Below are 22549 nucleotides of genomic sequence, written 5' to 3'. Positions count from 1 at the left end.
GTGGAACTGATCGCGCCGATCGCGATGGAAGACGGCCTGCGCTTCGCCATCCGCGAAGGCGGCCGCACCGTCGGCGCCGGCGTCGTGTCGAAAATCATCGAGTAAGAAAAACCTCCGGGTTCGACGAGGGCCGGCGGATGAGCCGCCGGTCCTCCTATCAACTCCAATGCCGCGAAAGGCTAAAACATGCAAAGCCAGAACATTCGCATTCGGCTCAAGGCCTTTGACTACCGCGTACTGGATGCCAGCACGCAGGAAATCGTCAACACGGCCAAGCGGACCGGCGCACAGGTGCGCGGGCCCATTCCGCTGCCGAACAAGATCGAGAAGTTCACGGTTCTCCGTGGCCCTCACGTCGACAAGAAATCCCGCGATCAGTTCGAGATCCGCACGCATAAGCGTCTGCTCGACATCGTCGATCCGACCCCGCAGACGGTGGACGCGCTGATGAAGCTCGACCTCGCCGCCGGCGTGGATGTCGAAATCAAGCTGCAGTCGTAAGGAGGGCAAGGAACATGTTGCGCTCTGGTGTTATCGCAAAGAAGATCGGCATGACCCGTATCTTCCAGGAAGACGGCAAGCAGGTGCCGGTGACCGTTCTGCAGCTGGACACGCTGCAGGTGGTCGCGCAGCGCACCGCCGAGAAAGACGGCTACAGCGCCGTCCAGCTGGGCGCCGGCACGGCCAAGGCCAAGCGGACCTCGCAGCCGATGCGCGGCCATTTCGCCGCCGCCAAGGTCGAGCCCAAGCGGAAGCTGGCCGAGTTCCGGGTCGATCCCGAGAACCTGATCGGCGTCGGTGAGGAAATCACCGCCGACCATTACTTCGAAGGGCAGTTCGTCGACGTGACGGGCACCTCGATCGGTAAGGGCTTCGCCGGTGCCATGAAACGGCACAATTTCGGCGGTCTGCGCGCCTCGCACGGTGTTTCGATCAGCCACCGCTCGCACGGTTCGACCGGTCAGTGTCAGGACCCCGGCAAGGTCTTCAAGGGCAAGAAGATGGCCGGCCACATGGGCGCTGCCCGCGTGACCACGCAGAACCTGCAGGTCGTGAAAACCGATTCCGGTCGTGGCCTGATCATGGTCAAGGGCGCCGTTCCCGGTTCCAAGGGCGGCTGGGTGACGATCAAGGATGCGGTGAAAAAGCCGTTCCCCGAGAACGCGATCCTGCCCGCGGCCCTGCGTTCGGCAGCCGATGCCGCCGCCAAGGCCGCCGAGGAAGCTGCACGCCAGGCCGAGGAAGAGGCCAAGGCCGCAGAAGAGGCACGTCTTGCCGAGGAAGCCGCGCAGCAGGACGCCGCGCTGAAAGAGGCCGAGGCTGACATCGAGGCTGAGAAGAAGGAAGGCGAGGAATGAAACTCGACGTGATCAAACTGGACGGCGGCAAGGCCGGGTCCGTGGATCTGTCCGACGACCTGTTCGGGCTCGAGCCGCGCGCCGACATCCTTCACCGTGTCGTCCGCTGGCAGCGCAACAACGCGCAGGCCGGCACCCACAAGGTGAAAACGCGGTCGGAAACCAGCTACTCGACCAAGAAGATCTATCGCCAGAAGGGCACCGGTGGCGCACGCCACGGCGACCGCAACGCGCCGATCTTCCGCAAGGGTGGCATCTACAAGGGTCCGACCCCGCGCAGCCACGGCCATGACCTGCCCAAGAAGTTCCGCAAGCTCGGCCTGCGCCATGCGCTGTCGGCCAAGGCCAAGGCGGGCGAACTGGTCGTGATCGACGCGGCCGAAAGCGATGGCAAGACCGCCGCCCTGGCCAAGCAGGTCAAGAACCTGGGCTGGAAGCGGGCGCTGATCATCGATGGTGCTCAGGTGAACGAGGGCTTTGCCCGCGCTGCCCGCAACATCGAAGGTCTGGACGTTCTGCCGTCGATGGGCGCAAACGTTTATGACATCCTCAAGCGTGACACCCTGGTGATCACCAAGGCGGGTGTCGAAGCACTGGAGGCTCGTCTGAAATGAGCGCGAAGGCAGAACATTACGACGTGATCCGCAAGCCGATCATCACCGAGAAGTCGACGATGGCCTCGGAGAACGGCGCGGTGGTGTTCGAGGTGGCGATCGACTCGTCCAAACCCCAGATCAAGGAGGCCGTCGAAAGCCTCTTCGGTGTGAAGGTCAAGGCGGTCAACACCACGATCACCAAGGGCAAGGTCAAGCGTTTCCGCGGCCAGATGGGCAAGCGGAAGGACGTGAAGAAGGCGTATGTGACCCTTGAAGAGGGAAACACTATCGACGTGACCACCGGTCTCTGATAGGAAGCCACGAATCTTCCATGGCCCCGGTGCACCGGGGCCATGGTCGTTTGAACCGGGGACCTTCGGGGCCCTATATCATCGGCCACCTGCGGGGGGCTATCAACATAGGCGGGGCAAGCCTCGCCGTTTGCTAACGGAAGACAGAAAGCATGGCACTCAAGTCGTACAAGCCGACGACGCCGGGCCAGCGCGGGCTGGTGCTGATCGACCGTTCGGAGCTGTGGAAAGGACGTCCCGTCAAATCCCTCACCGAGGGTCTGACGAAATCGGGCGGCCGCAACAACACCGGGCGGATTACCTCGCGTCGTCGCGGGGGCGGGGCGAAACGCCTCTACCGGATCGTCGATTTCAAACGCACCAAATTCGATGTGGCGGCCACCGTCGAACGGATCGAATACGACCCGAACCGGACCGCCTTTATCGCGCTGATCAAATATGAAGATGGCGAACAGGCCTATATCCTGGCACCGCAGCGTCTGGCTGTGGGCGACAAGGTCGTGGCCGGCGCCAAGGTGGACATCAAGCCCGGCAACGCGATGCCGTTCTCGGGGATGCCGATCGGTACGATCGTCCACAATATCGAGCTGAAGCCCGGCAAGGGCGGCCAGATCGCACGCGCCGCGGGCACCTATGCCCAGTTCGTCGGCCGCGATGGCGGCTATGCGCAGATCCGCCTGTCCTCGGGCGAGCTGCGGATGGTGCGCCAGGAATGCATGGCCACCGTCGGTGCCGTGTCGAACCCCGACAACAGCAACCAGAACTACGGCAAGGCCGGCCGCATGCGCCACAAGGGCATCCGCCCCAGCGTCCGCGGCGTGGTCATGAACCCCATCGACCACCCCCACGGCGGTGGTGAGGGCCGGACCTCGGGTGGTCGTCACCCGGTGACGCCCTGGGGCAAGCCGACCAAGGGTGCACGCACCCGCAACAAGAACAAAGCGTCCTCGAAGCTGATCATCCGCTCGCGGCACGCCAAGAAGAAGGGGCGCTAACATATGTCTCGCTCTGTTTGGAAGGGCCCGTTCGTCGATGCTTACGTCCTGAAAAAGGCCGAGGCAGCACGCGAAAGCGGCCGCAACGAAGTCATCAAGATCTGGTCGCGCCGCTCGACGATCCTGCCCCAGTTCGTGGGCCTGACGTTCGGCGTCTATAACGGCCACAAGCACGTTCCGGTGAACGTATCCGAAGACATGATCGGCCAGAAGTTCGGTGAGTATTCGCCGACGCGGACCTACTATGGTCACGCGGCCGACAAGAAAGCGAAGCGGAAGTAAGTCATGGGCAAGGCAAAAAACCCCCGCCGCGTGGCAGAAAACGAAGCGATGGCCAAGGTCCGTATGCTTCGCACCAGCCCGCAGAAACTGAACCTCGTCGCCGCGATGATCCGTGGCAAGAAGGTCGACAAGGCGTTGAACGACCTGACCTTCTCGAAAAAGCGGATCGCCGTGGACGTGAAGAAATGCCTTCAGTCCGCAATCGCCAACGCCGAGAACAACCACAACCTGGACGTCGACGAGCTGATCGTCGCCGAGGCCTATGTGGGCAAGAACCTCGTGATGAAGCGTGGCCGTCCGCGGGCACGTGGCCGGTTCGGCAAGATCATGAAGCCGTTCTCGGAACTCACCATCACGGTGCGTCAAGTTGAGGAGCAAGCCTAATGGGTCATAAAGTAAATCCGGTCGGTATGCGCCTTCAGGTCAACCGCACCTGGGACAGCCGCTGGTACGCCGACACCAAGGATTTCGGCGATCTTCTGCTGGAAGACGTCAAGATCCGCGAGTTCATCAAGGAAGAGTGCAAGCAGGCCGGCGTGGCCCGCGTGATCATCGAACGTCCGCACAAGAAGTGCCGCGTGACGATCCACACCGCACGTCCCGGTGTCATCATCGGCAAGAAAGGCGCCGATATCGAGGTTCTGCGCAAGAAACTGTCGGCCATGACCGACAGCGAACTGCACCTCAACATCGTCGAAGTGCGCAAGCCCGAGCTTGACGCGCAGCTGGTGGCGGAATCGATCGCCCAGCAGCTGGAACGCCGGGTCAGCTTCCGCCGCGCGATGAAGCGGTCGGTGCAGAACGCCATGCGCATGGGCGCCCTGGGCATCCGGGTGAACGTCGCCGGCCGTCTGGGCGGTGCCGAAATCGCACGGACCGAGTGGTATCGCGAAGGCCGTGTGCCGCTGCACACCCTGCGCGCCGATATCGACTATGCCCTGGCCGAGGCGTCTACGCCCTATGGCATCATCGGCATCAAGGTCTGGATCTTCAAAGGCGAGATCATGGAGCACGATCCCAGTGCCCGCGATCGCCGTCAGCAGGAACTCCAGGATGGTCCCGCGCCCCGTGGCGCCGGCGGCCGCCGCTAAGGAGAGAAGACAATGCTTCAACCAAAGCGCACTAAATTCCGCAAGATGCACAAGGGCCGTATCCATGGCGAAGCCAAGGGCGGGTCTGACCTGAACTTCGGAACCTATGGCCTCAAGGCCGTCCAGCCCGAGCGCATCACCGCGCGTCAGATCGAGGCGGCACGCCGCGCGATGACCCGCCACATGAAGCGCCAGGGCCGCGTCTGGATCCGTATCTTCCCCGATACGCCCGTGACGTCGAAACCCACCGAGGTTCGGATGGGTAAGGGTAAGGGTTCGGTCGATTACTGGGCCTGCAAGGTCAAGCCCGGCCGCGTGATGTTCGAGATCGACGGCGTGAACGAAGAGATCGCCCGCGAGGCCCTGCGCCTCGCCGCGATGAAGCTGCCGATCAAGAGCCGGATCGTGGTCCGCGAAGACTGGTAATCGTGCGGCGGGGGAAACCCCGCCCCATGAAACCAAAAGAAACCCCCGTCGGGAAACCGGCGGGGTTTTTCTTTTTTGCAGGAGCAAGGGTAGGCGGGTCGCCCCCCGTCACTCCCACTTGTAATTGAAACTCACCGAGATGCGCTCGTCCCCGGCCATGTTCATCGGCACTTCGTGGCGCAGCCAGCTTTCCCACAGCAGCACGTCGCCCACCGCCGGTTTGACGTAGACGAAGGGCTGCAATTCGCGTCGCGCGCCCTTGCGGCGGGTGGGGGCGGCCATCATCCGGGCGGAACGCGGGTCTTCCAGTTTCAGCGCCGAGGCGCCGTCGGGCATCTGCACGTAGGTTGTGCCCGAGATCACCGAATGCGGGTGGATGTGGCTGGCGTGCATTCCGCCCTCGGGCAGGATGTTGATCCACAGATCCTCAAGCACCAGCTTGCCGTCGCCCAGGTCGAATTCCAGGTCTTCGGCAAAATCCGCCACATGCGCATCCAGCGCGGTCACGATGTCGGCGAAGACCGGAAAGCGCCAGGGCAGGTCGGTCAGCGAGGCGTAGGAGGTATAGCCGGGATAGCCGTTCGCCTCGCACCAGTCCTGGCCCGCCTCGTCATCCTCGGCGATGGAATAGCACGACGCGGCCAGTTCCTGCGGATCGACGCCGGGGCCGTGATCGTTGAGCGATGCCCGGTACAGGCGGGTGACGAAGAGGGAGTCGATCTGTGCCATGTGAGCCCGCTGAATCAAAACTGGAACGCAGGCGGAAGTTATGGCGTTATTACACTGGAAAGACCATAAAAAAGTGCCGGGCAGGGTGGCTATCATATCGGGTAATTCCTATATTAGAATGGTTATAAAAAGGAGGCCGGAATGGCTAATGAAACTGTCCTCAAACACCTCAACACTGCCCTCCAGATGGAGCTGACCGCGGCGCACCAGTATCAACTGCACGCGCATGTTCTGGATGACTGGGGGATCGACAGGCTGGCCGCGAAGATGCGCGAGGAGTTCGCCGAGGAGACCGTGCATTCGAACCGGTTTCTCGAGCGGATTTTCGATCTCGGCGGCGAGCCGGAAATGGCCTTTGCCAATACACCGAAGATCGCCAAATCCCTGACCGGCATGTTCCAGTCGGACCTCGACGATGAAAAGGAGGCTGTCGCCTTCTACACCAAGGCCTCCAAGGACGCCTACGAGGCGAACGACCTGGCCTCCAGGGCGCTGTTCGAGGAAATCGCCATCGACGAGGTCGGCCATGCGAACTGGCTCGACCAGCAGCTTGGCCTGATCGACCGGCTTGGTGAAGAGCGTTACGCATCGAAATACATGTCTGCCGGCGAAGACGATGAGGGCTGAGGCCCCCGTGACGAGGGATGTCCTTCCCTGACAGAAACGGAAACAGGCCGCGTCCTGCCTCGGTGCAGGCGCGGTCCTTGCGTCGCGCGGCGCCGCAATGGCAGGAAATCGGATGCCGGGGGTTGCCAACCCGGGAAACCCCGTGTATTGCGCAGCCTTCACCAGAACTCCACCGGAATCAGGGTGACCCATCGGGCCCTCCGGTGATGTTGAGAAAGGAACAAGGCGATGAACGCCACCGAACTGCGTGACAAGACGCCGGATCAGCTGCGTGACGAGCTGACCAGCCTGAAGAAAGAATCCTTCAACCTGCGCTTCCAGCAGGCGACCGGCGCGATGGAAAACACCGCCCGTATGCGCCGGGTGCGCCGCGATATCGCGCGCGTGAAGACCGTGTTGAACGAAAAAGCCCAAGCGGCGGCAGAGTAAGGAGCCTGACAGATGCCCAAACGTATTCTCCAAGGCACCGTGACCGCGAACCAGAACAGTCAGACCGTGACGGTCCTGGTCGAACGCCGCTTTACCCACCCGGTTCTGAAAAAGACCATTCGCAAGTCGAAAAAGTACCGGGCGCATGACGAGAACAACCAGTTCAACGTCGGTGACACCGTCCGCATCCAGGAATGTGCGCCGAAGTCGAAGACCAAACGCTGGGAGGTTGTCACAGGCTGATCGCGGCGCCTTCGGGCGCCACGACCATTCCGGGACATACCTTCCGGTTTGAACGAAACCCTGGGGATATGGCAATGACGCCCCCCATAGGTCGGGAGAAACCCAATGATCCAGATGCAGACCAATCTGGATGTTGCTGACAACTCCGGCGCGCGCCGGGTGCAGTGCATCAAGGTTCTGGGCGGTTCGCACCGCCGCTATGCGTCGGTTGGCGACATCATCGTCGTTTCGGTGAAAGAAGCCATTCCGCGCGGCCGTGTGAAAAAGGGCGACGTGCGCAAGGCCGTCGTCGTTCGCACCGCCAAGGAAGTCCGTCGTGAAGACGGCACCGCAATCCGCTTTGACCGCAACGCCGCGGTGATCCTCAACAACAACGGTGAGCCCGTGGGCACCCGTATCTTCGGCCCGGTCGTCCGCGAACTGCGCGCCAAGAACTTCATGAAGATCATCTCGCTCGCCCCGGAGGTGCTGTAAGATGGCTGCGAAACTGAAATCCGGTGACAAGGTTGTTGTCCTGTCCGGCAAGGACAAGGGCAAGCAGGGCACCGTCACCTCGGTCGACCCCAAGGCGGGCAAGGCCGTTGTCGATGGCATCAACATGGCCATCCGTCACACCCGCCAGAGCCAGACCAGCCAGGGCGGCCGCCTGCCCAAGGCGATGCCGATCGACCTGTCGAACCTGGCGATCGTCGACAAGAACGGCAAACCGACCCGCGTCGGCTTCAGGCTCGAAGGCGACAAGAAGGTCCGTTTTGCCAAGACCACGGGGGACGTGATCGATGCTTGATACGGCAACCTACACTCCGCGCCTCAAGGCGCTTTACAAGGATCAGATCCGCGCCGCGCTGAAGGAAGAGTTCAGCTACAAGAACGACATGCAGATCCCGCGTCTGGACAAGATCGTTCTGAACATCGGCTGTGGCGCCGAGGCTGTGAAGGATTCGAAAAAGGCGAAATCGGCGCAGGAAGACCTGTCGATGATCGCCGGCCAGAAGGCCCTGATCACCACCGCCAAGAACTCGATCGCAGGGTTCCGCGTTCGTGAAGGTATGCCGATGGGGGCCAAGGTGACCCTGCGCGGCGACCGGATGTACGAATTCCTCGACCGCCTGATCACCATCGCGATGCCGCGTATCCGCGACTTTCGCGGCGTGTCCGGCAAATCCTTCGACGGCCGCGGCAACTATGCCATGGGCATGAAGGAGCACATCGTGTTCCCCGAGATCAACTTCGACCAGGTCGACGAGGTCTGGGGCATGGACATCGTGATCGCCACCACCGCGCCCACGGATGCGGAAGCAAAGGCGCTGTTGAAGCATTTCAACATGCCCTTCAACAGCTAATCGCGGAGAGGATAGAGACATGGCTAAGAAAGCAATGATCGAACGCGAAAAGAAGCGTCAGCGCCTCGTCGCGAAATACGCCGAAAAGCGCGCCGCGCTGAAAGAAGTCATCAAGGACGAGTCCAAGCCGATGGAAGAGCGTTTCCGCGCCTCCCTGAAGCTGGCCGGGCTGCCCCGCAACAGCTCGCCCACCCGTCTGCACAACCGCTGCCAGCTGACCGGCCGCCCCCACGCTTACTACCGTAAGCTCAAGGTGAGCCGGATCATGCTGCGGGAGCTTGGCTCGCACGGCCAGATTCCCGGCATGGTGAAATCGAGCTGGTAAGGGAGAGAGTGATATGAACGATCCTATCGGCGATATGCTCACCCGTATCCGCAACGCGCAGATGCGCGGCAAGTCCATCGTTTCCACGCCGGCCTCGAAGCTGCGTGCCTGGGTTCTGGACGTGCTGGCGGACGAGGGTTACATCCGCGGCTATGAAAGCGGCACGGATGCCAACGGCCATCCGACGCTGGAAATCAGCCTGAAGTATTTCGACGGCACCCCCGTCATTCGCGAGCTCAAGCGGGTCTCCAAGCCCGGCCGCCGCGTTTACATGGGTGTCAAGGACATCCCGCAGGTCCGTCAGGGCCTCGGCGTGTCGATTGTCAGCACGCCCAAGGGCGTGATGTCGGACGCAAATGCCCGCGCTGCCAATGTCGGCGGCGAGGTCATCTGCACGGTGTTCTAAGGAGGAGCAAATGTCTCGTATTGGGAAAAAACCGGTCGAGTTGCCCTCGGGTGTCACCGCCACCCTGTCCGGCCAGACCATCGAGGTGAAGGGCCCCAAGGCCACGCAAAGCTTCACCGCCACCGATGACGTTACCATCGCCATCGAGGACAACACCGTGACGGTCACGCCGCGCGGCAAGTCCAAGCGCGCGCGCCAGCAGTGGGGCATGAGCCGCACGATGGTCGCCAACATGGTCAGGGGCGTCACCGACGGTTTCAAGAAAGAGCTTGAGATCAACGGCGTCGGCTATCGTGCACAGATGCAGGGCAACACCCTGAAACTGTCGCTCGGCTACAGCCACGATGTCGATTTCGACGTGCCGCAGGGGGTCACCGTGACCTGCCCGAAGCAGACCGAGATCGTGATCGAAGGCGATGACCCGCAGCTCGTCGGCCAGGTCGCGGCCAATATCCGCGAATGGCGTGCGCCCGAGCCCTACAAGGGCAAGGGGATCAAGTACAAGGACGAGTACATCTTCCGCAAGGAAGGCAAGAAGAAGTAAGGACGCGACAGATGGCAAACAGCAAACGAATCCTGTTCCAGAAGCGCCGCCTGCGCGTCCGGAACAAATTGCGGAAGGCAAACGCGGGTCGCGTGCGCCTGTCCGTTCATCGCAGCAACAAGAACATCAGCGTGCAGCTGATCGACGACGTTCAGGGCCGCACCCTGGCCTCGGCCTCCTCGCTCGAGAAGGATCTGGGCCTTGCGGGCAAGAACAACGTCGAGGCAGCGGCCAAGGTGGGCGCGGCAATCGCCGAGCGCGCCAAGAAGGCTGGTGTCGAAGAGTGCTACTTCGATCGTGGCGGCTTTTTGTTTCACGGCAAGGTGAAGGCTCTGGCCGACGCTGCGCGTGAAGGCGGCCTGAAGTTCTAAGGAGACGACAGATATGGCAAGAGAAGACAACCGCCGCGACCGTCGCGACCGCGACGAAGCACCGGAATTCGCCGATCGTCTCGTAGCGATCAACCGCGTATCCAAGACCGTCAAGGGTGGTAAGCGTTTCGGCTTTGCAGCCCTGGTGGTCGTGGGCGACCAGAAAGGCCGCGTGGGCTTTGGCAAGGGCAAGGCGAAAGAAGTGCCCGAAGCCATCCGCAAGGCGACCGAACAGGCCAAGCGCCAGATGATCCGCGTGCCGCTGCGCGAAGGCCGGACGCTGCATCACGACGTGCAGGGCCGCTGGGGCGCCGGCAAGGTGGTCATGCGCACCGCACCGCAAGGTACCGGTATCATCGCCGGTGGTCCGATGCGCGCCGTGTTCGAGATGCTGGGCATCCAGGACGTGGTCGCCAAGTCGGTCGGGTCGCAGAACCCCTACAACATGATCCGCGCCACGCTGGACGGCCTCAAGCAAGAGCAGTCGCCCCGCTCGGTTGCGCAGCGCCGCGGCAAGAAGGTCGCCGACATCCTGCCCAAGCGCGAAGACGCGCCGCAGGAAAGCGCCCAAGTCGCTGAGGAGGCATGAGCATGGCCAAGACCATCGTCGTCAAGCAGATCGGCAGCCCGATCCGCCGCCCCGCCAAGCAGCGCCAGACGCTGGTTGGGCTCGGCCTCAACAAGATGCACAAGACGCGTGAGCTGGAAGATACCCCGGCAATCCGCGGCATGATCGCCAAGATCCCGCATCTGGTCGAGATCGTCGAAGAACGCGGCTGAGCCGGTGCCGGGCTAATGTCCGGCGCATGAGATTGAGCGCCCCGGTCAGGAATGGCCGGGGCGTTTGCCTTTGCGGGACTTGCAATGCACAACCGTCCCGTCTATACGCCCCCGGTGGCCGATTGCGCCACGACTCATATAACCAAGAAACGCCGCGTCCGGCCCGTTCGCTTCGGGGTCGGTTCCGGCTTAGGAGAAGCGACATGAAACTTCACGAACTGCGCGACAACGAAGGCGCCACCAAGAAACGGATGCGCGTCGGCCGTGGCCCGGGCTCGGGCAAGGGCAAGATGGGTGGCCGTGGTATCAAGGGCCAGAAATCCCGTTCGGGCGTGGCCATCAAGGGCTATGAAGGCGGCCAGATGCCGCTCTACCAGCGCCTGCCCAAGCGCGGCTTCAACAAGCCCAACCGCAAGAAATTCGCCGTGGTGAACCTCGGCCTGATCCAGAAGTTCGTCGACGAGAAGAAACTGGATGCCGGCAAGATCACCGAGGATGCGCTGATCGAAAGCGGCCTGGTGCGCCGCAAGCTCGACGGTGTCCGCGTTCTGGCCAAGGGCGATGTCAGCGCCAAGCTGACGATCGAGGTGACCGGCGCGTCGAAATCCGCCATCGCTGCGGTCGAAAAGGCCGGTGGTTCGCTGACGGTCACAACCGCGCAGGCAGCCGAATAACGGGTTGTGGGTGGCCACCGCGCCGCTTACATAGGTCCCAGTTTTCCAAATGACGCCGCCTGACGCCGGAAGACGCGTCGGGCGGCGTTCGCGCTAGAGAGAGACCGCATGGTATCTGCAGCAGAACAAATGGCGGCGAACACCAGCTGGGCCGCCCTTGGCAAAGCGACCGATCTTCGCAACCGCATCCTTTTCACCCTCGGGCTTCTGATCGTCTATCGCCTGGGCACCTTCATTCCGGTGCCGGGGATCGACGGTCAGGCATTGCGCGACTTCATGGAAGGCGCGGCAGCCGGGCTTGGCGGCATCCTGTCGATGTTCACCGGCGGTGCGCTTGGGCGGATGGGTATCTTTGCCCTTGGCATCATGCCCTATATCTCGGCCTCGATCATCGTGCAGCTGCTGGCCTCGATGGTGCCCGCGCTGGAGCAGATGAAGAAAGAGGGCGAGCAGGGCCGCAAGAAGATGAACCAGTACACCCGCTACGGCACGGTGTTCCTGGCCACGCTGCAAGCCTACGGCCTGGCCGTCAGCCTTGAAACCGGCGACCTGGTGACCGATCCGGGCCTGTTCTTCCGCGCCTCCTGCGTCATCACGCTGGTGGGCGGCACCATGTTCCTGATGTGGCTGGGCGAACAGATCACCGCCCGGGGCATCGGCAACGGCATCTCTCTGATCATCTTCGTCGGCATCATCGCCGAACTGCCCGCCGCGCTGGCGCAGTTCCTCAGCCAGGGTCGCTCGGGCGCGCTCAGCCCGGCGGTGATCGTGGGCGTGATCCTGATGGTGATCGTCGTGATCGCCTTCGTGGTGTTCATGGAACGCGCGCTGCGCAAGATCCATATCCAGTATCCGCGCCGCCAGGTGGGTATGAAGGTCTATGACGGCGGGTCCAGCCACCTGCCGGTCAAGGTCAACCCGTCGGGCGTGATCCCCGCGATCTTCGCCAGCTCGCTGCTGCTGCTGCCGACGACGATCAGCACCTTCTCGGGCAACCAGACCAACCCGATCATGTCGACGATCCTGGCCTATTTCGGGCCGGGGCAGCCGCTTTACCTGGCGTTCTTCACGCTGATGATCGTGTTCTTCGCCTATTTCTATACCTTCAACGTCGCCTTCAAACCCGACGAGGTGGCCGACAACCTGAAGAACCAGAACGGTTTCGTTCCCGGCGTCCGTCCGGGCAAGAAGACTGCCGAATACCTTGAATACGTGGTGAACCGCGTTCTGGTGCTGGGCGCGGCCTACCTGGCCGCGGTCTGCCTGCTGCCGGAAATCCTGCGCAGCCAGCTGTCGATCCCGTTCTATTTCGGCGGCACGTCGGTTCTGATCGTGGTGTCGGTGACGATGGACACGATCCAGCAGGTGCAAAGCCATCTGCTTGCCCACCAGTATGAGGGGCTGATCGAGAAATCGCAGCTGCGCGGCAAGGGCGGCAAGAAGCGGAAAAAAGGGACAGCACGCCGATGAATATCATCCTTCTCGGCCCGCCGGGCGCGGGCAAAGGCACGCAGGCACGTATCCTGGTGGACGAACGCGACATGATCCAGCTGTCCACCGGCGACATGCTGCGCGAGGCCAAGGACAGCGGCACCGAGATGGGCAAGGTCGTGGCCGAGGTGATGGCGCGCGGCGCACTGGTGACCGACGAGATCGTGATCGGGCTGATCCGCGAGAAACTGCAGGGCGACAAGAAGGGCGGCTTCATCTTCGACGGATTCCCGCGCACGCTGGCCCAGGCCGATGCGCTGGCCGACCTGCTGGCGGAAACCGGCGAGACGCTGGATGCCGTGATCGAGATGAAGGTGGACGACGACGCGCTTGTCAGCCGCATCACCGCGCGCTCGACCTGCGGCAATTGCGGCGAGGTCTATAACGACATCACCAAGCCGATCCCGGCGGACGGTGTCTGCACCAATTGCGGCCAGAAGGCCGAGTTCAAACGCCGGGCGGACGACAACGAAGACAGCCTTCGCAACCGCCTGATGGAATACTACAAGAAGACCAGCCCGCTGATCGGCTATTACTATGCCAAGGGCGACCTGACCACGGTCGACGGCCTGGGCGAGATCGACGCCGTGAAGGCGGAAATCGCCAGGGCGCTTCAGTAGGCCTGCAGACCTTGTAAATGTCGTATCGAAATGCGCGCCTTCGGGCGCGCTTTTTGCGTGTTCTTCCTTGTTGAATTCTCCTAAAACGGGAATCGCTCAGAGTTAATGAGCGATGAACAACAACGAGGAAGGAAACGGATAAATGATCGGTAACGGTTTCAAGTGCGAGTTTTCGGTAGCTGAGGCAATCGGCCAACTCATAATCTGGATTTTGCTTTCCATAGTCACGCTTGGTTTGGCATTGTTTGTGTTGCCCTACTATTTCCTGAAGGCACCGATCAACAGAACCTACCTGACAGACCGTGACGGTATCAAAATCGGCAAGCTTTCGGTCGAAGTGAACTTTGCCGATATTCTGGGCCACGCTTTGGTTTGGTTCCTGCTGACAATCGTAACGCTGGGCCTCGCCTATCTCATTTATTGGCCTGCCGTTATCAAACGGCTCTTGAACGCGGTGAAAGTTACCGAGGTCTGAATGATCTTGGGATGGGGTCTTGACGCTTCCACCTTTTGCCCCTATTCAGCCCTATCCCGCCACATGCGGGTGATTCCCCTTGCGGGAATCCCACCACCTCGACATCAGCTGTGGCCCGATGGCAAAGCCTCGGGCCTCCGTTGTGAAAAAAGGTTCTGGAACTACGGAACCGCAACGAAAGGAAAGATAACGTGGCACGTATTGCCGGCGTAAACATCCCGACCAACAAGCGGGTGCCCATCGCACTCACCTATATCCACGGCATCGGCCCGGCATCGGCCCGGGCGATCTGCGAAGCCGTCAACATCGACGCGGCCCGTCGCGTAAACGAACTGAGCGATGCCGAAGTGCTGGCCGTTCGTGAACATATCGACGCCAACTATACCGTCGAAGGCGACCTGCGCCGCGAAGTGCAGATGAACGTCAAGCGCCTGATGGACCTGGGCTGCTACCGCGGTCTGCGCCATCGCCGCAACCTCCCCGTGCGCGGTCAGCGCACCCACACCAACGCACGCACGCGCAAGGGCCCCGCAAAGCCCATCGCCGGCAAGAAGAAGTAAGGGAGGTCCGCAGCAATGGCACGTGATACCCGTCGCGGGGGCAAGAAAAAGGTCTCCAAGAACATCGCAGCTGGCGTCGCGCATGTGAACTCCAGCTTCAACAACACCAAGATCCTGATCTCGGACGTGCAGGGCAACGCGATCTCGTGGTCGTCGGCCGGCACCATGGGCTTCAAGGGCTCGCGCAAGTCGACCCCCTACGCCGCACAGCTGGCCGCCGAAGACGCCGGCCGCAAGGCGCAGGAACACGGCATGAAGACGCTGGAAGTCGAAGTGCAGGGCCCCGGTTCGGGCCGTGAATCGGCGCTGCGTGCGCTGGCCGCCATCGGCTTCAACATCACGTCGATCCGTGACGTGACGCCGATTGCCCATAACGGCTGTCGCCCGCCGAAACGTCGCCGGGTCTGATCCAGCATTTCAATGGCTGGGGCTGTGCGAAACGCGCGGCCCCAGTCCGTCATTTCAACCTCGGGCGTTTCGGCCTTTTGGACATGGGGACGAAACAGGAATGGAGGGACGCATGATCCACAAGAACTGGCAAGAGCTGATCAAGCCGACGCAGCTGGACGTCAAGCCGGGCAACGATCCGACCCGTCAGGCCACCGTTATCGCCGAACCGCTGGAACGCGGCTTTGGCCTGACGCTGGGCAACGCGCTGCGCCGTATCCTGCTGTCGAGCCTTCAGGGCGCGGCCATCACCAGTGTGCAGATCGACAACGTGCTGCATGAATTCTCGTCCGTCGCCGGTGTGCGCGAGGACGTGACCGACATCGTTCTGAACCTCAAGGGCGTCGCCCTGCGCATGGAAGTCGAAGGGCCCAAGCGCCTGTCGATCAATGCCAAGGGGCCGGGCGTCATCACCGCCGGCGACATCAGCGACAGCGCCGGCATCGAGGTGCTGAACAAGGACCACGTGATCTGCCACCTCGACGAGGGCGCGGATGTCTACATGGAACTGACGGTCAACACCGGCAAGGGCTATGTCGCCGCAGACAAGAACAAGCCCGAGGATGCGCCGATCGGCCTGATGCCCATCGACGCGATCTATTCCCCGGTCAAGAAGGTCAGCTATGACGTGCAGCCCACCCGCGAGGGGCAGGTGCTGGATTACGACAAGCTGACGCTGAAGGTGGAAACCGACGGTTCGGTCACGCCCGAGGACGCGGTGGCCTATGCCGCGCGCATCCTGCAGGACCAGCTTTCGATCTTCGTGAACTTCGAAGAACCCGAATCCGCTGGCCGCCAGGACGAGGACGACGGGCTGGAATTCAACCCGCTGCTTCTCAAGAAGGTGGACGAGTTGGAACTGTCGGTGCGTTCGGCCAACTGCCTGAAGAACGACAACATCGTCTATATCGGCGATCTCATCCAGAAGACCGAGGCAGAAATGCTGCGCACGCCGAACTTTGGCCGCAAGTCGCTGAACGAGATCAAGGAAGTGCTGTCGGGCATGGGCCTGCACCTGGGCATGGATGTCGAGGATTGGCCGCCGGACAACATCGAAGACCTGGCCAAGAAATTCGAAGACCAGTTCTGATTTGGCAAGGCCGGGCGCGATGCCCGGCCAGCCGCAAAACCGGGCATGACGCCCCAAGGAGAGCCGGTGACACGCATCGCCGGCCAGACAAAGCAAAACCGCCCGTAGAGGGCACCGAAGGAGTAAGACAATGCGTCACGCAAAAGGCTATCGCCGCCTCAACCGCACCCACGAACACCGCAAGGCCCTGTGGGCCAACATGGCCGGCTCGCTGATCGAGCATGAGCAGATCAAGACGACCCTGCCTAAGGCCAAGGAACTGCGCCCGATCGTGGAAAAGATGATCACGCTGGCCAAGCGTGGTGATCTGCACGCCCGCCGCCAGGCGGCATCGCGTCTCAAGCAGGACGCCCTCGTGGCCAAGCTGTTCGACGTTCTGGGCCCGCGCTACAAGGACCGCCAGGGCGGCTATGTCCGCATCCTCAAGGCCGGTTTCCGCTATGGCGACATGGCACCGATGGCGATCATCGAATTCGTCGATCGTGACCTTGATGCCAAGGGTGCCGCCGACAAGGCCCGCGTCGCCGCCGAAGAGGCCGCCGACGAAGAATGATCCCGCGGTTTCGACCGTTGGCCGGGCCCCGCCACATGTGGCGGGGCCTTTTCTTTTGCGGTGCCGGGGGCGGATGGCTTGCAATGGGGGCGATGCGCGGACATATCGGGAAGCATCCGAACAGAGGAAGGCCCGATATGCTCCGCAGCCTGCTGATCCTGATCGTTCTTGCCGTGCCCGCCTGGGCGGAAACCCCGCGCGTGCCGCAATCCCCGGCTGAAATCACGCTCAGCTTCGCACCGCTGGTGAAACGCGCGACCCCCGCGGTCGTGAACATCTATGCCCGGCGCGTGGTGGAATCGCGCGTCAGCCCGTTTCAGAGCGATCCGTTCTTTCGTGACCTGTTCCGCGATTTCGGCCAGACACGGCCACGGGTGCAGAACTCGCTCGGGTCGGGGGTGATCCTGTCGGCTGACGGGCTGGTGGTGTCGAATTTTCACGTGGTGGGGCAGGCGACCGATATCCGCGTGGTTCTGGCCGACCGCCGCGAATACAGCGCGCGGGTGATCCTTGGCGATGAAGAGGCCGACCTGGCCGTCCTGCAGGTCGAGAACGCGCAGGATCTGCCGGTGCTGCCCCTGCGCGACAGCGACAGCGTCGAGGTGGGCGAACTGGTGCTGGCCATCGGCAACCCGTTCGGCGTGGGCCAGACCGTCAGCAGCGGCATCGTGTCGGGGCTTGCCCGCTCGGGGGGCGCGCGGGGCAATGCGCGCGGCTATTTCATCCAGACCGACGCGGCCATCAACCCCGGCAATTCCGGCGGGGCGCTGATCGACGCGGCGGGCCGGCTGATCGGGGTCAATACCTCGATCCTGACGCGCTCGGGCGGGTCGAACGGAATCGGCTTTGCCATCCCGGCCAACCTTGTGGCCGAATTCGTGCGCCAGGCGCAGGCCGGGGCCGAACGGTTCGAAAAACCCTGGGCGGGTGTCAGCGGGCAGCCGGTGGATGCCGATATCGCGGCCTCGCTGGGCCTGCCCGTCCCCGAGGGCATCGTGATCTCGGCCCTGCACCCGGCCAGCCCGTTTCTCACCGCCGGTTTCGCGCCCGGCGACATCATCACGGCGGTGGACGGTGAGCCGGTGAATTCCGCACCCGAAATGGTGTTCCGCATGGCCGTCGCCGGGCTGGGCGGCAAGGCGCAGGTTACCCGCCTGCGCGACGGGCAGGAAGAGACAGTGACGGTCGCCATGATCGCCGCGCCCGACGATCCGCCGCGCGACCAGCGCGCGCTTGGCGAGGGGACGGTGCTGCCGGGGCTGGTGGTCAGCAACCTCAACCCCGCGGTGATCGCCGAATACGGCCTGCCGCTGGGCGCCGATGGCGTGCTGGTCGATGAACCGGGGCCCTATGGCGCGCGCATCGGGTTGCGTCCGGGCGACATCATCCGCGCCGTGAACGGCGACGAGATCGCCAGCACGGCGGATGCAGACCGCGCGCTTTCGGCCGATATGCGCGCGCTTTCGCTGGATGTGCAGCGCGGGCTGCAACGCATCGTCATGCGCGCGCGGCTCTGACGCATGGGCGATCTGTTCGATACCGTGCCCGATGCGGGCGGCGGCGGGGCGAAGGGCCCCCGCCCGCTGGCCGACCGGCTGCGCCCGCAATCGCTGGACGAGGTGATCGGGCAGGACCAGGTGCTTGGCCCCGAGGCGCCGCTGGGCGTCATGCTGTCCTCGGGGGCGCTGTCCTCGATCGTCTTCTGGGGGCCGCCGGGGGTGGGCAAGACCACCATCGCGCGGTTGCTGGCGCGCGAAACCGACCTGCATTTCGTCCAGATCAGCGCGATCTTCACCGGCGTCGCCGACCTGAAAAAGGTGTTCGAGGCCGCCCGCCACCGCCATGCGAACGGTCAGGGCACGCTGCTGTTCGTCGACGAGATCCACCGCTTCAACAAGGCCCAGCAGGACGGGTTCCTGCCGCATATGGAGGATGGCACCATCCTGCTGGTCGGCGCCACGACCGAGAACCCCAGTTTCGAACTGAATGCCGCGCTTTTGTCGCGGGCACAGGTTCTGGTGCTGAAGCGGCTGGAACTGTCCGACCTCGAACTGCTGGCGCAACGGGCCGAGCGTGAGCTGGACAAGGCCCTGCCGCTGGACGGCCCCGCGCGCGAGGCGTTGCTGGAAATGGCCGATGGCGATGGCCGGGCGCTGCTGAACCTGATCGAGCAGGTGGCGGCATGGAAGGTCGACGGCAAGCTGAACACCGACCAGCTGACCACCCGCCTGATGCGGCGCGCGGCGAAATACGACAAGTCGGGGGACGAGCATTACAACCTGATCTCGGCGCTGCACAAATCGGTGCGCGGCTCGGACCCGGATGCCGCGCTCTACTGGTTCGGGCGGATGCTGGAGGGGGGCGAAGACCCGCGTTTCCTGGCCCGCCGCGTTACCCGCATGGCGGTCGAGGATATCGGGCTGGCCGATCCGCAGGCGCAGACGGTGTGCCTGCACGCCTGGGAAACCTATGAACGGCTGGGCAGCCCCGAGGGCGAGCTGGCGCTGGCGCAGGCGGTGATCTACCTGGCGCTGGCGCCGAAATCGAACGCGGGTTACGTCGCCTACAAGGCGGCGCGCGCGCAGGCCAAGAAATCCGGCAGCGCACCGCCGCCCAAGCATATCCTGAACGCGCCCACCCGGTTGATGAAGGACGAAGGATACGGTGCCGGCTATGCCTATGACCACGATGCCGAGGACGGGTTTTCCGGGCAGAACTATTTTCCCGAGGATATGAAGCGCCCGGTGTTCTACCAGCCGGTCGAACGCGGGTTCGAGCGCGAGTTGAAAAAGCGGCTGGACTGGTTCGTCAACCTGCGCGCCAAACGCGGTGGCTGACCCTTGCGGGCTTGACTTTCGCGCGGGCAGCGCACAGGGAGACGCGCATGATCCACACGTTATGGCAGGTTGCACTCGGGGGCGCGCTCGGCGCCTCGGCCCGGTATCTGACCGGGGTCGCAACCATGCGCCTGATCGGGCCGGGATTTCCCTGGGGCACGCTGGCGGTGAATATCGTGGGCTCGTTCCTGATGGGGGTTCTGGTCGTGGTGCTGGCGCACAAGGACGCGACGCGGCTGGCGCCGCTGCTGATGACCGGGGTTCTGGGCGGGTTCACCACCTTTTCGGCCTTTTCGCTGGATACCATTACCCTGATCGAGCGCGGCCAGACCATGCAGGCGGGGTTTTACATCGCCGCATCGGTGATCCTGTCGCTGGGTGCAATCGTGCTGGCGATGCTTATGACGCGCGGGGTGTTTCAATGACCGGGGTGCAGACCGTCACCATCGCCGAAGGCGATGCCGATCAGCGGCTGGACCGCTGGATCAAGCGCCTGTTTCCGCAGGTCACGCAAGGCATGGTCGAAAAGATGTGCCGCAAGGGCGAGTTGCGGGTGGACGGTGGCCGGGTCAAGGCCAATACCCGCGTTCAGGCGGGCCAGCAGGTGCGCATCCCGCCCTTGCCCGATCCGGGCACGCAACCGGCGCCGCAGGCGAAAACCCGCGTCTCGGACGCCGATGCCCGGATGATCCGCGACTGCGTGATCTACATGGACGATCACATCATCGCGCTGAACAAGCCGCCGGGCCTGCCTACGCAGGGCGGCAGCAAGCAGACGAAGCATGTGGACGGGCTGGCCGAGGCGCTGTGCTTCGGGTTTGAGGAAAAGCCGCGCCTCGTGCACCGGCTGGACAAGGACACATCGGGCGTGCTGTTGCTGGCCCGCACCCGCGCGGCGGCGCAGGCGCTGACCGCGGCGATGCGGCACAAGGAAACGCGCAAGATCTACTGGGCGCTGGTGGCAGGCGTGCCCACGCCCTATCTGGGCGAAATCCGCTATGGGCTGGTCAAGGCCCGCGGGCACGGCGCGCAGGGCGAGGGCGAAAAGATGCTGTGCGTCCATCCCCGCGACATGGACAAGACGCCCGGCGCGAAACGGGCGCATACGCTTTATGCCACGCTGTATCGCGTGGCCAGCCGTGCGTCCTGGGTGGCGCTGGAGCCGATCACCGGCCGCACCCACCAGTTGCGCGCGCATATGGCCGAAATCGGTCACCCGATCGTCGGCGACGGCAAATACGGCGGTTCGGGGCAGGAAAACCTGGGCGACGGCTGGGGCGCGCAGCTTGGCGGGATCATCTCCAAAAAGCTGCACCTGCACGCCCGCATGATGCGGTTCGAACATCCCGTCACCCGCAAGGAAATCACCGTGACCGCCCCCTTGCCCGAGCATATGAAACATAGCTGGGACACCCTGGGCTGGGCCGAGGATATCGCCGCCGAAGACCCGTTTGAGGCGCTCAGATGAGCGGCCCGCTGCGCCTGATCCTGTTCGACGTGGACGGAACGCTGGTGGACAGCCAGGGCGATATCGTGGCCTCGATGACCGCGGCCTTCGACGCGGTGGGCCATCCGGTGCCCGCGCGGGACGCGGTGCTGGGCATCGTCGGGCTGTCGCTCGAGGTGGCGATGACGCGGCTGGCGCCGGGGCTGGGCGTGCGTGATCACGACATGATGGTGACGGCCTACAAGGACAGCTATGTCGGTTTGCGCGCGGCCAAGGGCGCGGCGTCCTCGCCGCTCTATCCCGGTGCGCTGGCGGTGCTGGAGGCACTGGGCGGCCGCGACGAATACCTGCTGGGCGTCGCCACCGGAAAATCGCGGCGCGGTCTGGATGCGCTGTTCGACAGCCACGGGCTGCGCGGGCGTTTCGTGACCGAGCAGGTGGCCGATCATCACCCGTCGAAACCGCACCCGTCGATGGTGCTGGCGGCGATGGCGGAAACCGGGATCGACCCGGCGCATACCGTGGTTGTCGGCGATACCGTGTTCGACATGGAGATGGCCCGCGCCGCCGGGGCGCGTGGCATCGGGGTTTCCTGGGGCTATCACCCGGCACGGGATTTGCAGGGGCAGGCGGTCCGGGTGATCGACAGCTTCGATGCGCTGCCCCTCTGCCTCGACGAGCTGTGGGAGAGCGTGGCGTGAGCGAATGGAAGGCCAAACGGTTCTGGAAAGAGGCGGGCGTGACCGCGCAGGACGGCGGTTTTGCCGTGCACCTGGATGACCGGCCCGTGCGCACCCCCGCCAAGGCGCCGCTGGTGGTGCCCGCCCGCGCGATGGCCGAGGCCATCGCCGCCGAATGGGACGCGCAGGAGGGCGTGATCGACCCGAACACCATGCCCTTTACCCGCTCGGCCAATGCCGCGATCGACAAGGTGCGCGTGCAACATGCCGAGGTGGCCGCCATGATCGCCGAATACGGCGACAGCGACCTGCTGTGCTATCGCGCCGAGGGGCCGGCCGAGCTGGTCGCGCGGCAGGCGGCGGCGTGGGACCCGCTGCTGGACTGGGCGGCCACCGATCTGGGCGCCCGGCTGGTGGTGGCACAAGGGGTCATGCACGTGGCGCAGCCCGACGCAGCCATGGCCCGGCTGCGCGACGCGGTGCACGGGCTGGATGCGTTCCGCCTGACCGCGCTGCACGATCTGGTCAGCCTGTCGGGCTCGCTGATCCTGGGGTTCGCCACCGCGCGCGACCGTCTGGAGGTGTCGGAGGCGTGGGACATCTCGCGTATCGACGAGGCGTGGCAGATCGAACAATGGGGTGCCGACGAGGAAGCGGCAGAGCACGCCGACCGCAAGCGCGCGGCGTTTCTGCACGCCAAACGGTTCTTCGATCAATGTGCCGCCTGATCGGGCGGGGCGCCCGATTGCCCTGAAGTCAGCAGGCCGGATTCATCATTTATCGGGATAGTTTACTTGACCTTTGGTGATGAATCCTTCC

Annotated in this window: 37 protein-coding genes; 36 read left to right on the top strand and 1 reads right to left on the bottom strand. The window is 63.6% G+C overall.

The genetic code is table 11. The features are described 5' to 3' along the window. From F3H87_RS18125 to rplP, 10 genes are all read left to right on the top strand, one after another. The coding region (locus tag F3H87_RS18125; RefSeq protein ID WP_149788994.1) for an EF-Tu C-terminal domain-related protein at nucleotides 1-105 on the top strand (105 nt) is incomplete at its 5' end. A gap of 81 nt (nucleotides 106-186) precedes the next feature. Beyond that, nucleotides 187-501, top strand: a complete 315-nt coding sequence (gene rpsJ / locus F3H87_RS18120; RefSeq protein WP_005621947.1) for a 30S ribosomal protein S10 — start codon at nucleotides 187-189, stop codon at nucleotides 499-501. 14 nt (nucleotides 502-515) lie between these two features. Continuing rightward, entirely contained in the window at nucleotides 516-1358 is an 843-nt protein-coding gene (rplC, locus tag F3H87_RS18115; protein ID WP_149788995.1) for a 50S ribosomal protein L3, read from the top strand. Further along, entirely contained in the window at nucleotides 1355-1972 is a 618-nt protein-coding gene (rplD, locus tag F3H87_RS18110; protein ID WP_149788996.1) for a 50S ribosomal protein L4, read from the top strand. The genes rplC and rplD overlap by 4 nt, the downstream gene beginning before the upstream one ends. Beyond that, entirely contained in the window at nucleotides 1969-2265 is a 297-nt protein-coding gene (locus F3H87_RS18105) for a 50S ribosomal protein L23 (protein ID WP_149788997.1), read from the top strand. The genes rplD and F3H87_RS18105 overlap by 4 nt, the downstream gene beginning before the upstream one ends. 152 nt (nucleotides 2266-2417) lie before the next feature. Next, nucleotides 2418-3260: a 50S ribosomal protein L2 gene (gene rplB / locus F3H87_RS18100; protein WP_149788998.1), complete on the top strand. Its 843-nt coding sequence runs from the start codon at nucleotides 2418-2420 to the stop codon at nucleotides 3258-3260. A 3-nt stretch (nucleotides 3261-3263) separates the two neighbouring features. Further along, nucleotides 3264-3542 (top strand): 30S ribosomal protein S19, encoded by a 279-nt coding sequence (rpsS, locus tag F3H87_RS18095; protein WP_104018659.1) that lies wholly within the window; start codon nucleotides 3264-3266, stop codon nucleotides 3540-3542. A 3-nt stretch (nucleotides 3543-3545) separates the two neighbouring features. Next, nucleotides 3546-3926, top strand: a complete 381-nt coding sequence (gene rplV / locus F3H87_RS18090) for a 50S ribosomal protein L22 (protein WP_149788999.1) — start codon at nucleotides 3546-3548, stop codon at nucleotides 3924-3926. Continuing rightward, nucleotides 3926-4633 carry a 30S ribosomal protein S3 gene (gene rpsC, locus F3H87_RS18085; protein ID WP_149789000.1) on the top strand — a complete coding sequence of 236 codons (708 nt, stop codon included), beginning with the start codon at nucleotides 3926-3928 and terminating at the stop codon, nucleotides 4631-4633. The genes rplV and rpsC overlap by 1 nt, the downstream gene beginning before the upstream one ends. A gap of 12 nt (nucleotides 4634-4645) precedes the next feature. After that, complete coding sequence (gene rplP / locus F3H87_RS18080) at nucleotides 4646-5059, top strand: 50S ribosomal protein L16 (protein WP_149789001.1); 414 nt, start codon at nucleotides 4646-4648, stop codon at nucleotides 5057-5059. A gap of 108 nt (nucleotides 5060-5167) precedes the next feature. On the opposite strand, the gene F3H87_RS18075 is transcribed toward rplP, so the two are convergent. Next, entirely contained in the window at nucleotides 5168-5788 is a 621-nt protein-coding gene (locus tag F3H87_RS18075; protein ID WP_149789002.1) for a 2OG-Fe(II) oxygenase family protein, read from the bottom strand. A 141-nt stretch (nucleotides 5789-5929) separates the two neighbouring features. On the opposite strand from F3H87_RS18075, the gene F3H87_RS18070 reads away from it, so the two are divergent. The 26 genes from F3H87_RS18070 (at nucleotide 5930) to F3H87_RS17945 (ending at nucleotide 22458) form a co-directional block, all read left to right on the top strand. Continuing rightward, nucleotides 5930-6415: a bacterioferritin gene (locus F3H87_RS18070; RefSeq protein ID WP_149789003.1), complete on the top strand. Its 486-nt coding sequence runs from the start codon at nucleotides 5930-5932 to the stop codon at nucleotides 6413-6415. Between the two features lie 228 nt (nucleotides 6416-6643). Next, nucleotides 6644-6844, top strand: coding sequence for a 50S ribosomal protein L29 (rpmC, locus tag F3H87_RS18065; RefSeq protein WP_149789004.1), 201 nt, complete (start codon nucleotides 6644-6646; stop codon nucleotides 6842-6844). A 12-nt stretch (nucleotides 6845-6856) separates the two neighbouring features. After that, the gene (gene rpsQ, locus F3H87_RS18060; RefSeq protein ID WP_149789005.1) at nucleotides 6857-7087 is read left to right on the top strand and encodes a 30S ribosomal protein S17; all 231 of its coding nucleotides are present in this window, start codon (nucleotides 6857-6859) and stop codon (nucleotides 7085-7087) included. A gap of 105 nt (nucleotides 7088-7192) precedes the next feature. Beyond that, nucleotides 7193-7561, top strand: a complete 369-nt coding sequence (gene rplN / locus F3H87_RS18055; RefSeq protein WP_067550492.1) for a 50S ribosomal protein L14 — start codon at nucleotides 7193-7195, stop codon at nucleotides 7559-7561. 1 nt (nucleotide 7562) lies between these two features. Then, the gene (gene rplX, locus F3H87_RS18050; RefSeq protein WP_149789006.1) at nucleotides 7563-7874 is read left to right on the top strand and encodes a 50S ribosomal protein L24; all 312 of its coding nucleotides are present in this window, start codon (nucleotides 7563-7565) and stop codon (nucleotides 7872-7874) included. Beyond that, nucleotides 7867-8430: a 50S ribosomal protein L5 gene (gene rplE / locus F3H87_RS18045; protein ID WP_149789007.1), complete on the top strand. Its 564-nt coding sequence runs from the start codon at nucleotides 7867-7869 to the stop codon at nucleotides 8428-8430. Before rplX ends, rplE begins: the two co-directional genes overlap by 8 nt. A 19-nt stretch (nucleotides 8431-8449) precedes the next feature. Next, a complete protein-coding gene (gene rpsN, locus F3H87_RS18040; RefSeq protein ID WP_149789008.1) occupies nucleotides 8450-8755 on the top strand; it encodes a 30S ribosomal protein S14 in 306 nt (101 codons plus the stop codon). Between the two features lie 13 nt (nucleotides 8756-8768). Then, complete coding sequence (gene rpsH, locus F3H87_RS18035; protein WP_149789009.1) at nucleotides 8769-9161, top strand: 30S ribosomal protein S8; 393 nt, start codon at nucleotides 8769-8771, stop codon at nucleotides 9159-9161. 10 nt (nucleotides 9162-9171) lie between these two features. Then, nucleotides 9172-9705, top strand: coding sequence for a 50S ribosomal protein L6 (gene rplF, locus F3H87_RS18030; RefSeq protein ID WP_149789010.1), 534 nt, complete (start codon nucleotides 9172-9174; stop codon nucleotides 9703-9705). An 11-nt stretch (nucleotides 9706-9716) separates the two neighbouring features. Continuing rightward, nucleotides 9717-10076: a 50S ribosomal protein L18 gene (gene rplR, locus F3H87_RS18025; RefSeq protein ID WP_149789011.1), complete on the top strand. Its 360-nt coding sequence runs from the start codon at nucleotides 9717-9719 to the stop codon at nucleotides 10074-10076. 13 nt (nucleotides 10077-10089) lie between these two features. After that, complete coding sequence (gene rpsE / locus F3H87_RS18020) at nucleotides 10090-10665, top strand: 30S ribosomal protein S5 (RefSeq protein WP_149789012.1); 576 nt, start codon at nucleotides 10090-10092, stop codon at nucleotides 10663-10665. A gap of 2 nt (nucleotides 10666-10667) precedes the next feature. Further along, nucleotides 10668-10856, top strand: a complete 189-nt coding sequence (rpmD, locus tag F3H87_RS18015; protein WP_090029596.1) for a 50S ribosomal protein L30 — start codon at nucleotides 10668-10670, stop codon at nucleotides 10854-10856. Between the two features lie 203 nt (nucleotides 10857-11059). Next, the gene (rplO, locus tag F3H87_RS18010; protein ID WP_149789013.1) at nucleotides 11060-11530 is read left to right on the top strand and encodes a 50S ribosomal protein L15; all 471 of its coding nucleotides are present in this window, start codon (nucleotides 11060-11062) and stop codon (nucleotides 11528-11530) included. A gap of 108 nt (nucleotides 11531-11638) precedes the next feature. Beyond that, nucleotides 11639-13000 (top strand): preprotein translocase subunit SecY, encoded by a 1362-nt coding sequence (secY, locus tag F3H87_RS18005; protein WP_149789014.1) that lies wholly within the window; start codon nucleotides 11639-11641, stop codon nucleotides 12998-13000. Beyond that, nucleotides 12997-13641, top strand: a complete 645-nt coding sequence (locus F3H87_RS18000; protein WP_149789015.1) for an adenylate kinase — start codon at nucleotides 12997-12999, stop codon at nucleotides 13639-13641. The genes secY and F3H87_RS18000 overlap by 4 nt, the downstream gene beginning before the upstream one ends. Nucleotides 13642-13783: 142 nt before the next feature. Then, nucleotides 13784-14116, top strand: coding sequence for a DUF6693 family protein (locus F3H87_RS17995; protein WP_149789016.1), 333 nt, complete (start codon nucleotides 13784-13786; stop codon nucleotides 14114-14116). 191 nt (nucleotides 14117-14307) lie between these two features. Continuing rightward, nucleotides 14308-14676, top strand: coding sequence for a 30S ribosomal protein S13 (gene rpsM / locus F3H87_RS17990; protein ID WP_149789017.1), 369 nt, complete (start codon nucleotides 14308-14310; stop codon nucleotides 14674-14676). A 15-nt stretch (nucleotides 14677-14691) separates the two neighbouring features. Then, complete coding sequence (gene rpsK, locus F3H87_RS17985) at nucleotides 14692-15084, top strand: 30S ribosomal protein S11 (RefSeq protein ID WP_149789018.1); 393 nt, start codon at nucleotides 14692-14694, stop codon at nucleotides 15082-15084. 112 nt (nucleotides 15085-15196) lie between these two features. Continuing rightward, entirely contained in the window at nucleotides 15197-16213 is a 1017-nt protein-coding gene (locus tag F3H87_RS17980) for a DNA-directed RNA polymerase subunit alpha (RefSeq protein WP_149789019.1), read from the top strand. Between the two features lie 130 nt (nucleotides 16214-16343). Beyond that, on the top strand, nucleotides 16344-16766 hold the full coding sequence (gene rplQ / locus F3H87_RS17975) for a 50S ribosomal protein L17 (RefSeq protein WP_149789020.1): 423 nt from the start codon (nucleotides 16344-16346) through the stop codon (nucleotides 16764-16766). Between the two features lie 137 nt (nucleotides 16767-16903). Continuing rightward, entirely contained in the window at nucleotides 16904-18283 is a 1380-nt protein-coding gene (locus F3H87_RS17970; protein WP_149789021.1) for a trypsin-like peptidase domain-containing protein, read from the top strand. 3 nt (nucleotides 18284-18286) lie between these two features. Further along, nucleotides 18287-19603, top strand: a complete 1317-nt coding sequence (locus F3H87_RS17965) for a replication-associated recombination protein A (RefSeq protein WP_149789022.1) — start codon at nucleotides 18287-18289, stop codon at nucleotides 19601-19603. A 47-nt stretch (nucleotides 19604-19650) separates the two neighbouring features. Continuing rightward, a complete protein-coding gene (gene crcB, locus F3H87_RS17960; RefSeq protein WP_149789023.1) occupies nucleotides 19651-20028 on the top strand; it encodes a fluoride efflux transporter CrcB in 378 nt (125 codons plus the stop codon). After that, a complete protein-coding gene (locus F3H87_RS17955; RefSeq protein ID WP_149789024.1) occupies nucleotides 20025-21071 on the top strand; it encodes an RluA family pseudouridine synthase in 1047 nt (348 codons plus the stop codon). Before crcB ends, F3H87_RS17955 begins: the two co-directional genes overlap by 4 nt. Next, nucleotides 21068-21751 carry an HAD-IA family hydrolase gene (locus tag F3H87_RS17950; protein WP_149789025.1) on the top strand — a complete coding sequence of 228 codons (684 nt, stop codon included), beginning with the start codon at nucleotides 21068-21070 and terminating at the stop codon, nucleotides 21749-21751. The genes F3H87_RS17955 and F3H87_RS17950 overlap by 4 nt, the downstream gene beginning before the upstream one ends. Further along, a complete protein-coding gene (locus F3H87_RS17945; protein WP_149789026.1) occupies nucleotides 21748-22458 on the top strand; it encodes an ATP12 family chaperone protein in 711 nt (236 codons plus the stop codon). Before F3H87_RS17950 ends, F3H87_RS17945 begins: the two co-directional genes overlap by 4 nt. Nucleotides 22459-22549 lie beyond the last annotated feature (91 nt).

The sequence above is a fragment of the Lutimaribacter pacificus genome (assembly GCF_900142185.1).
GTDB lineage: Bacteria > Pseudomonadota > Alphaproteobacteria > Rhodobacterales > Rhodobacteraceae > Lutimaribacter > Lutimaribacter pacificus.
Note: the sequence above shows the minus strand (reverse complement) of the source record. Positions and strands in the feature narration are given on the sequence as shown.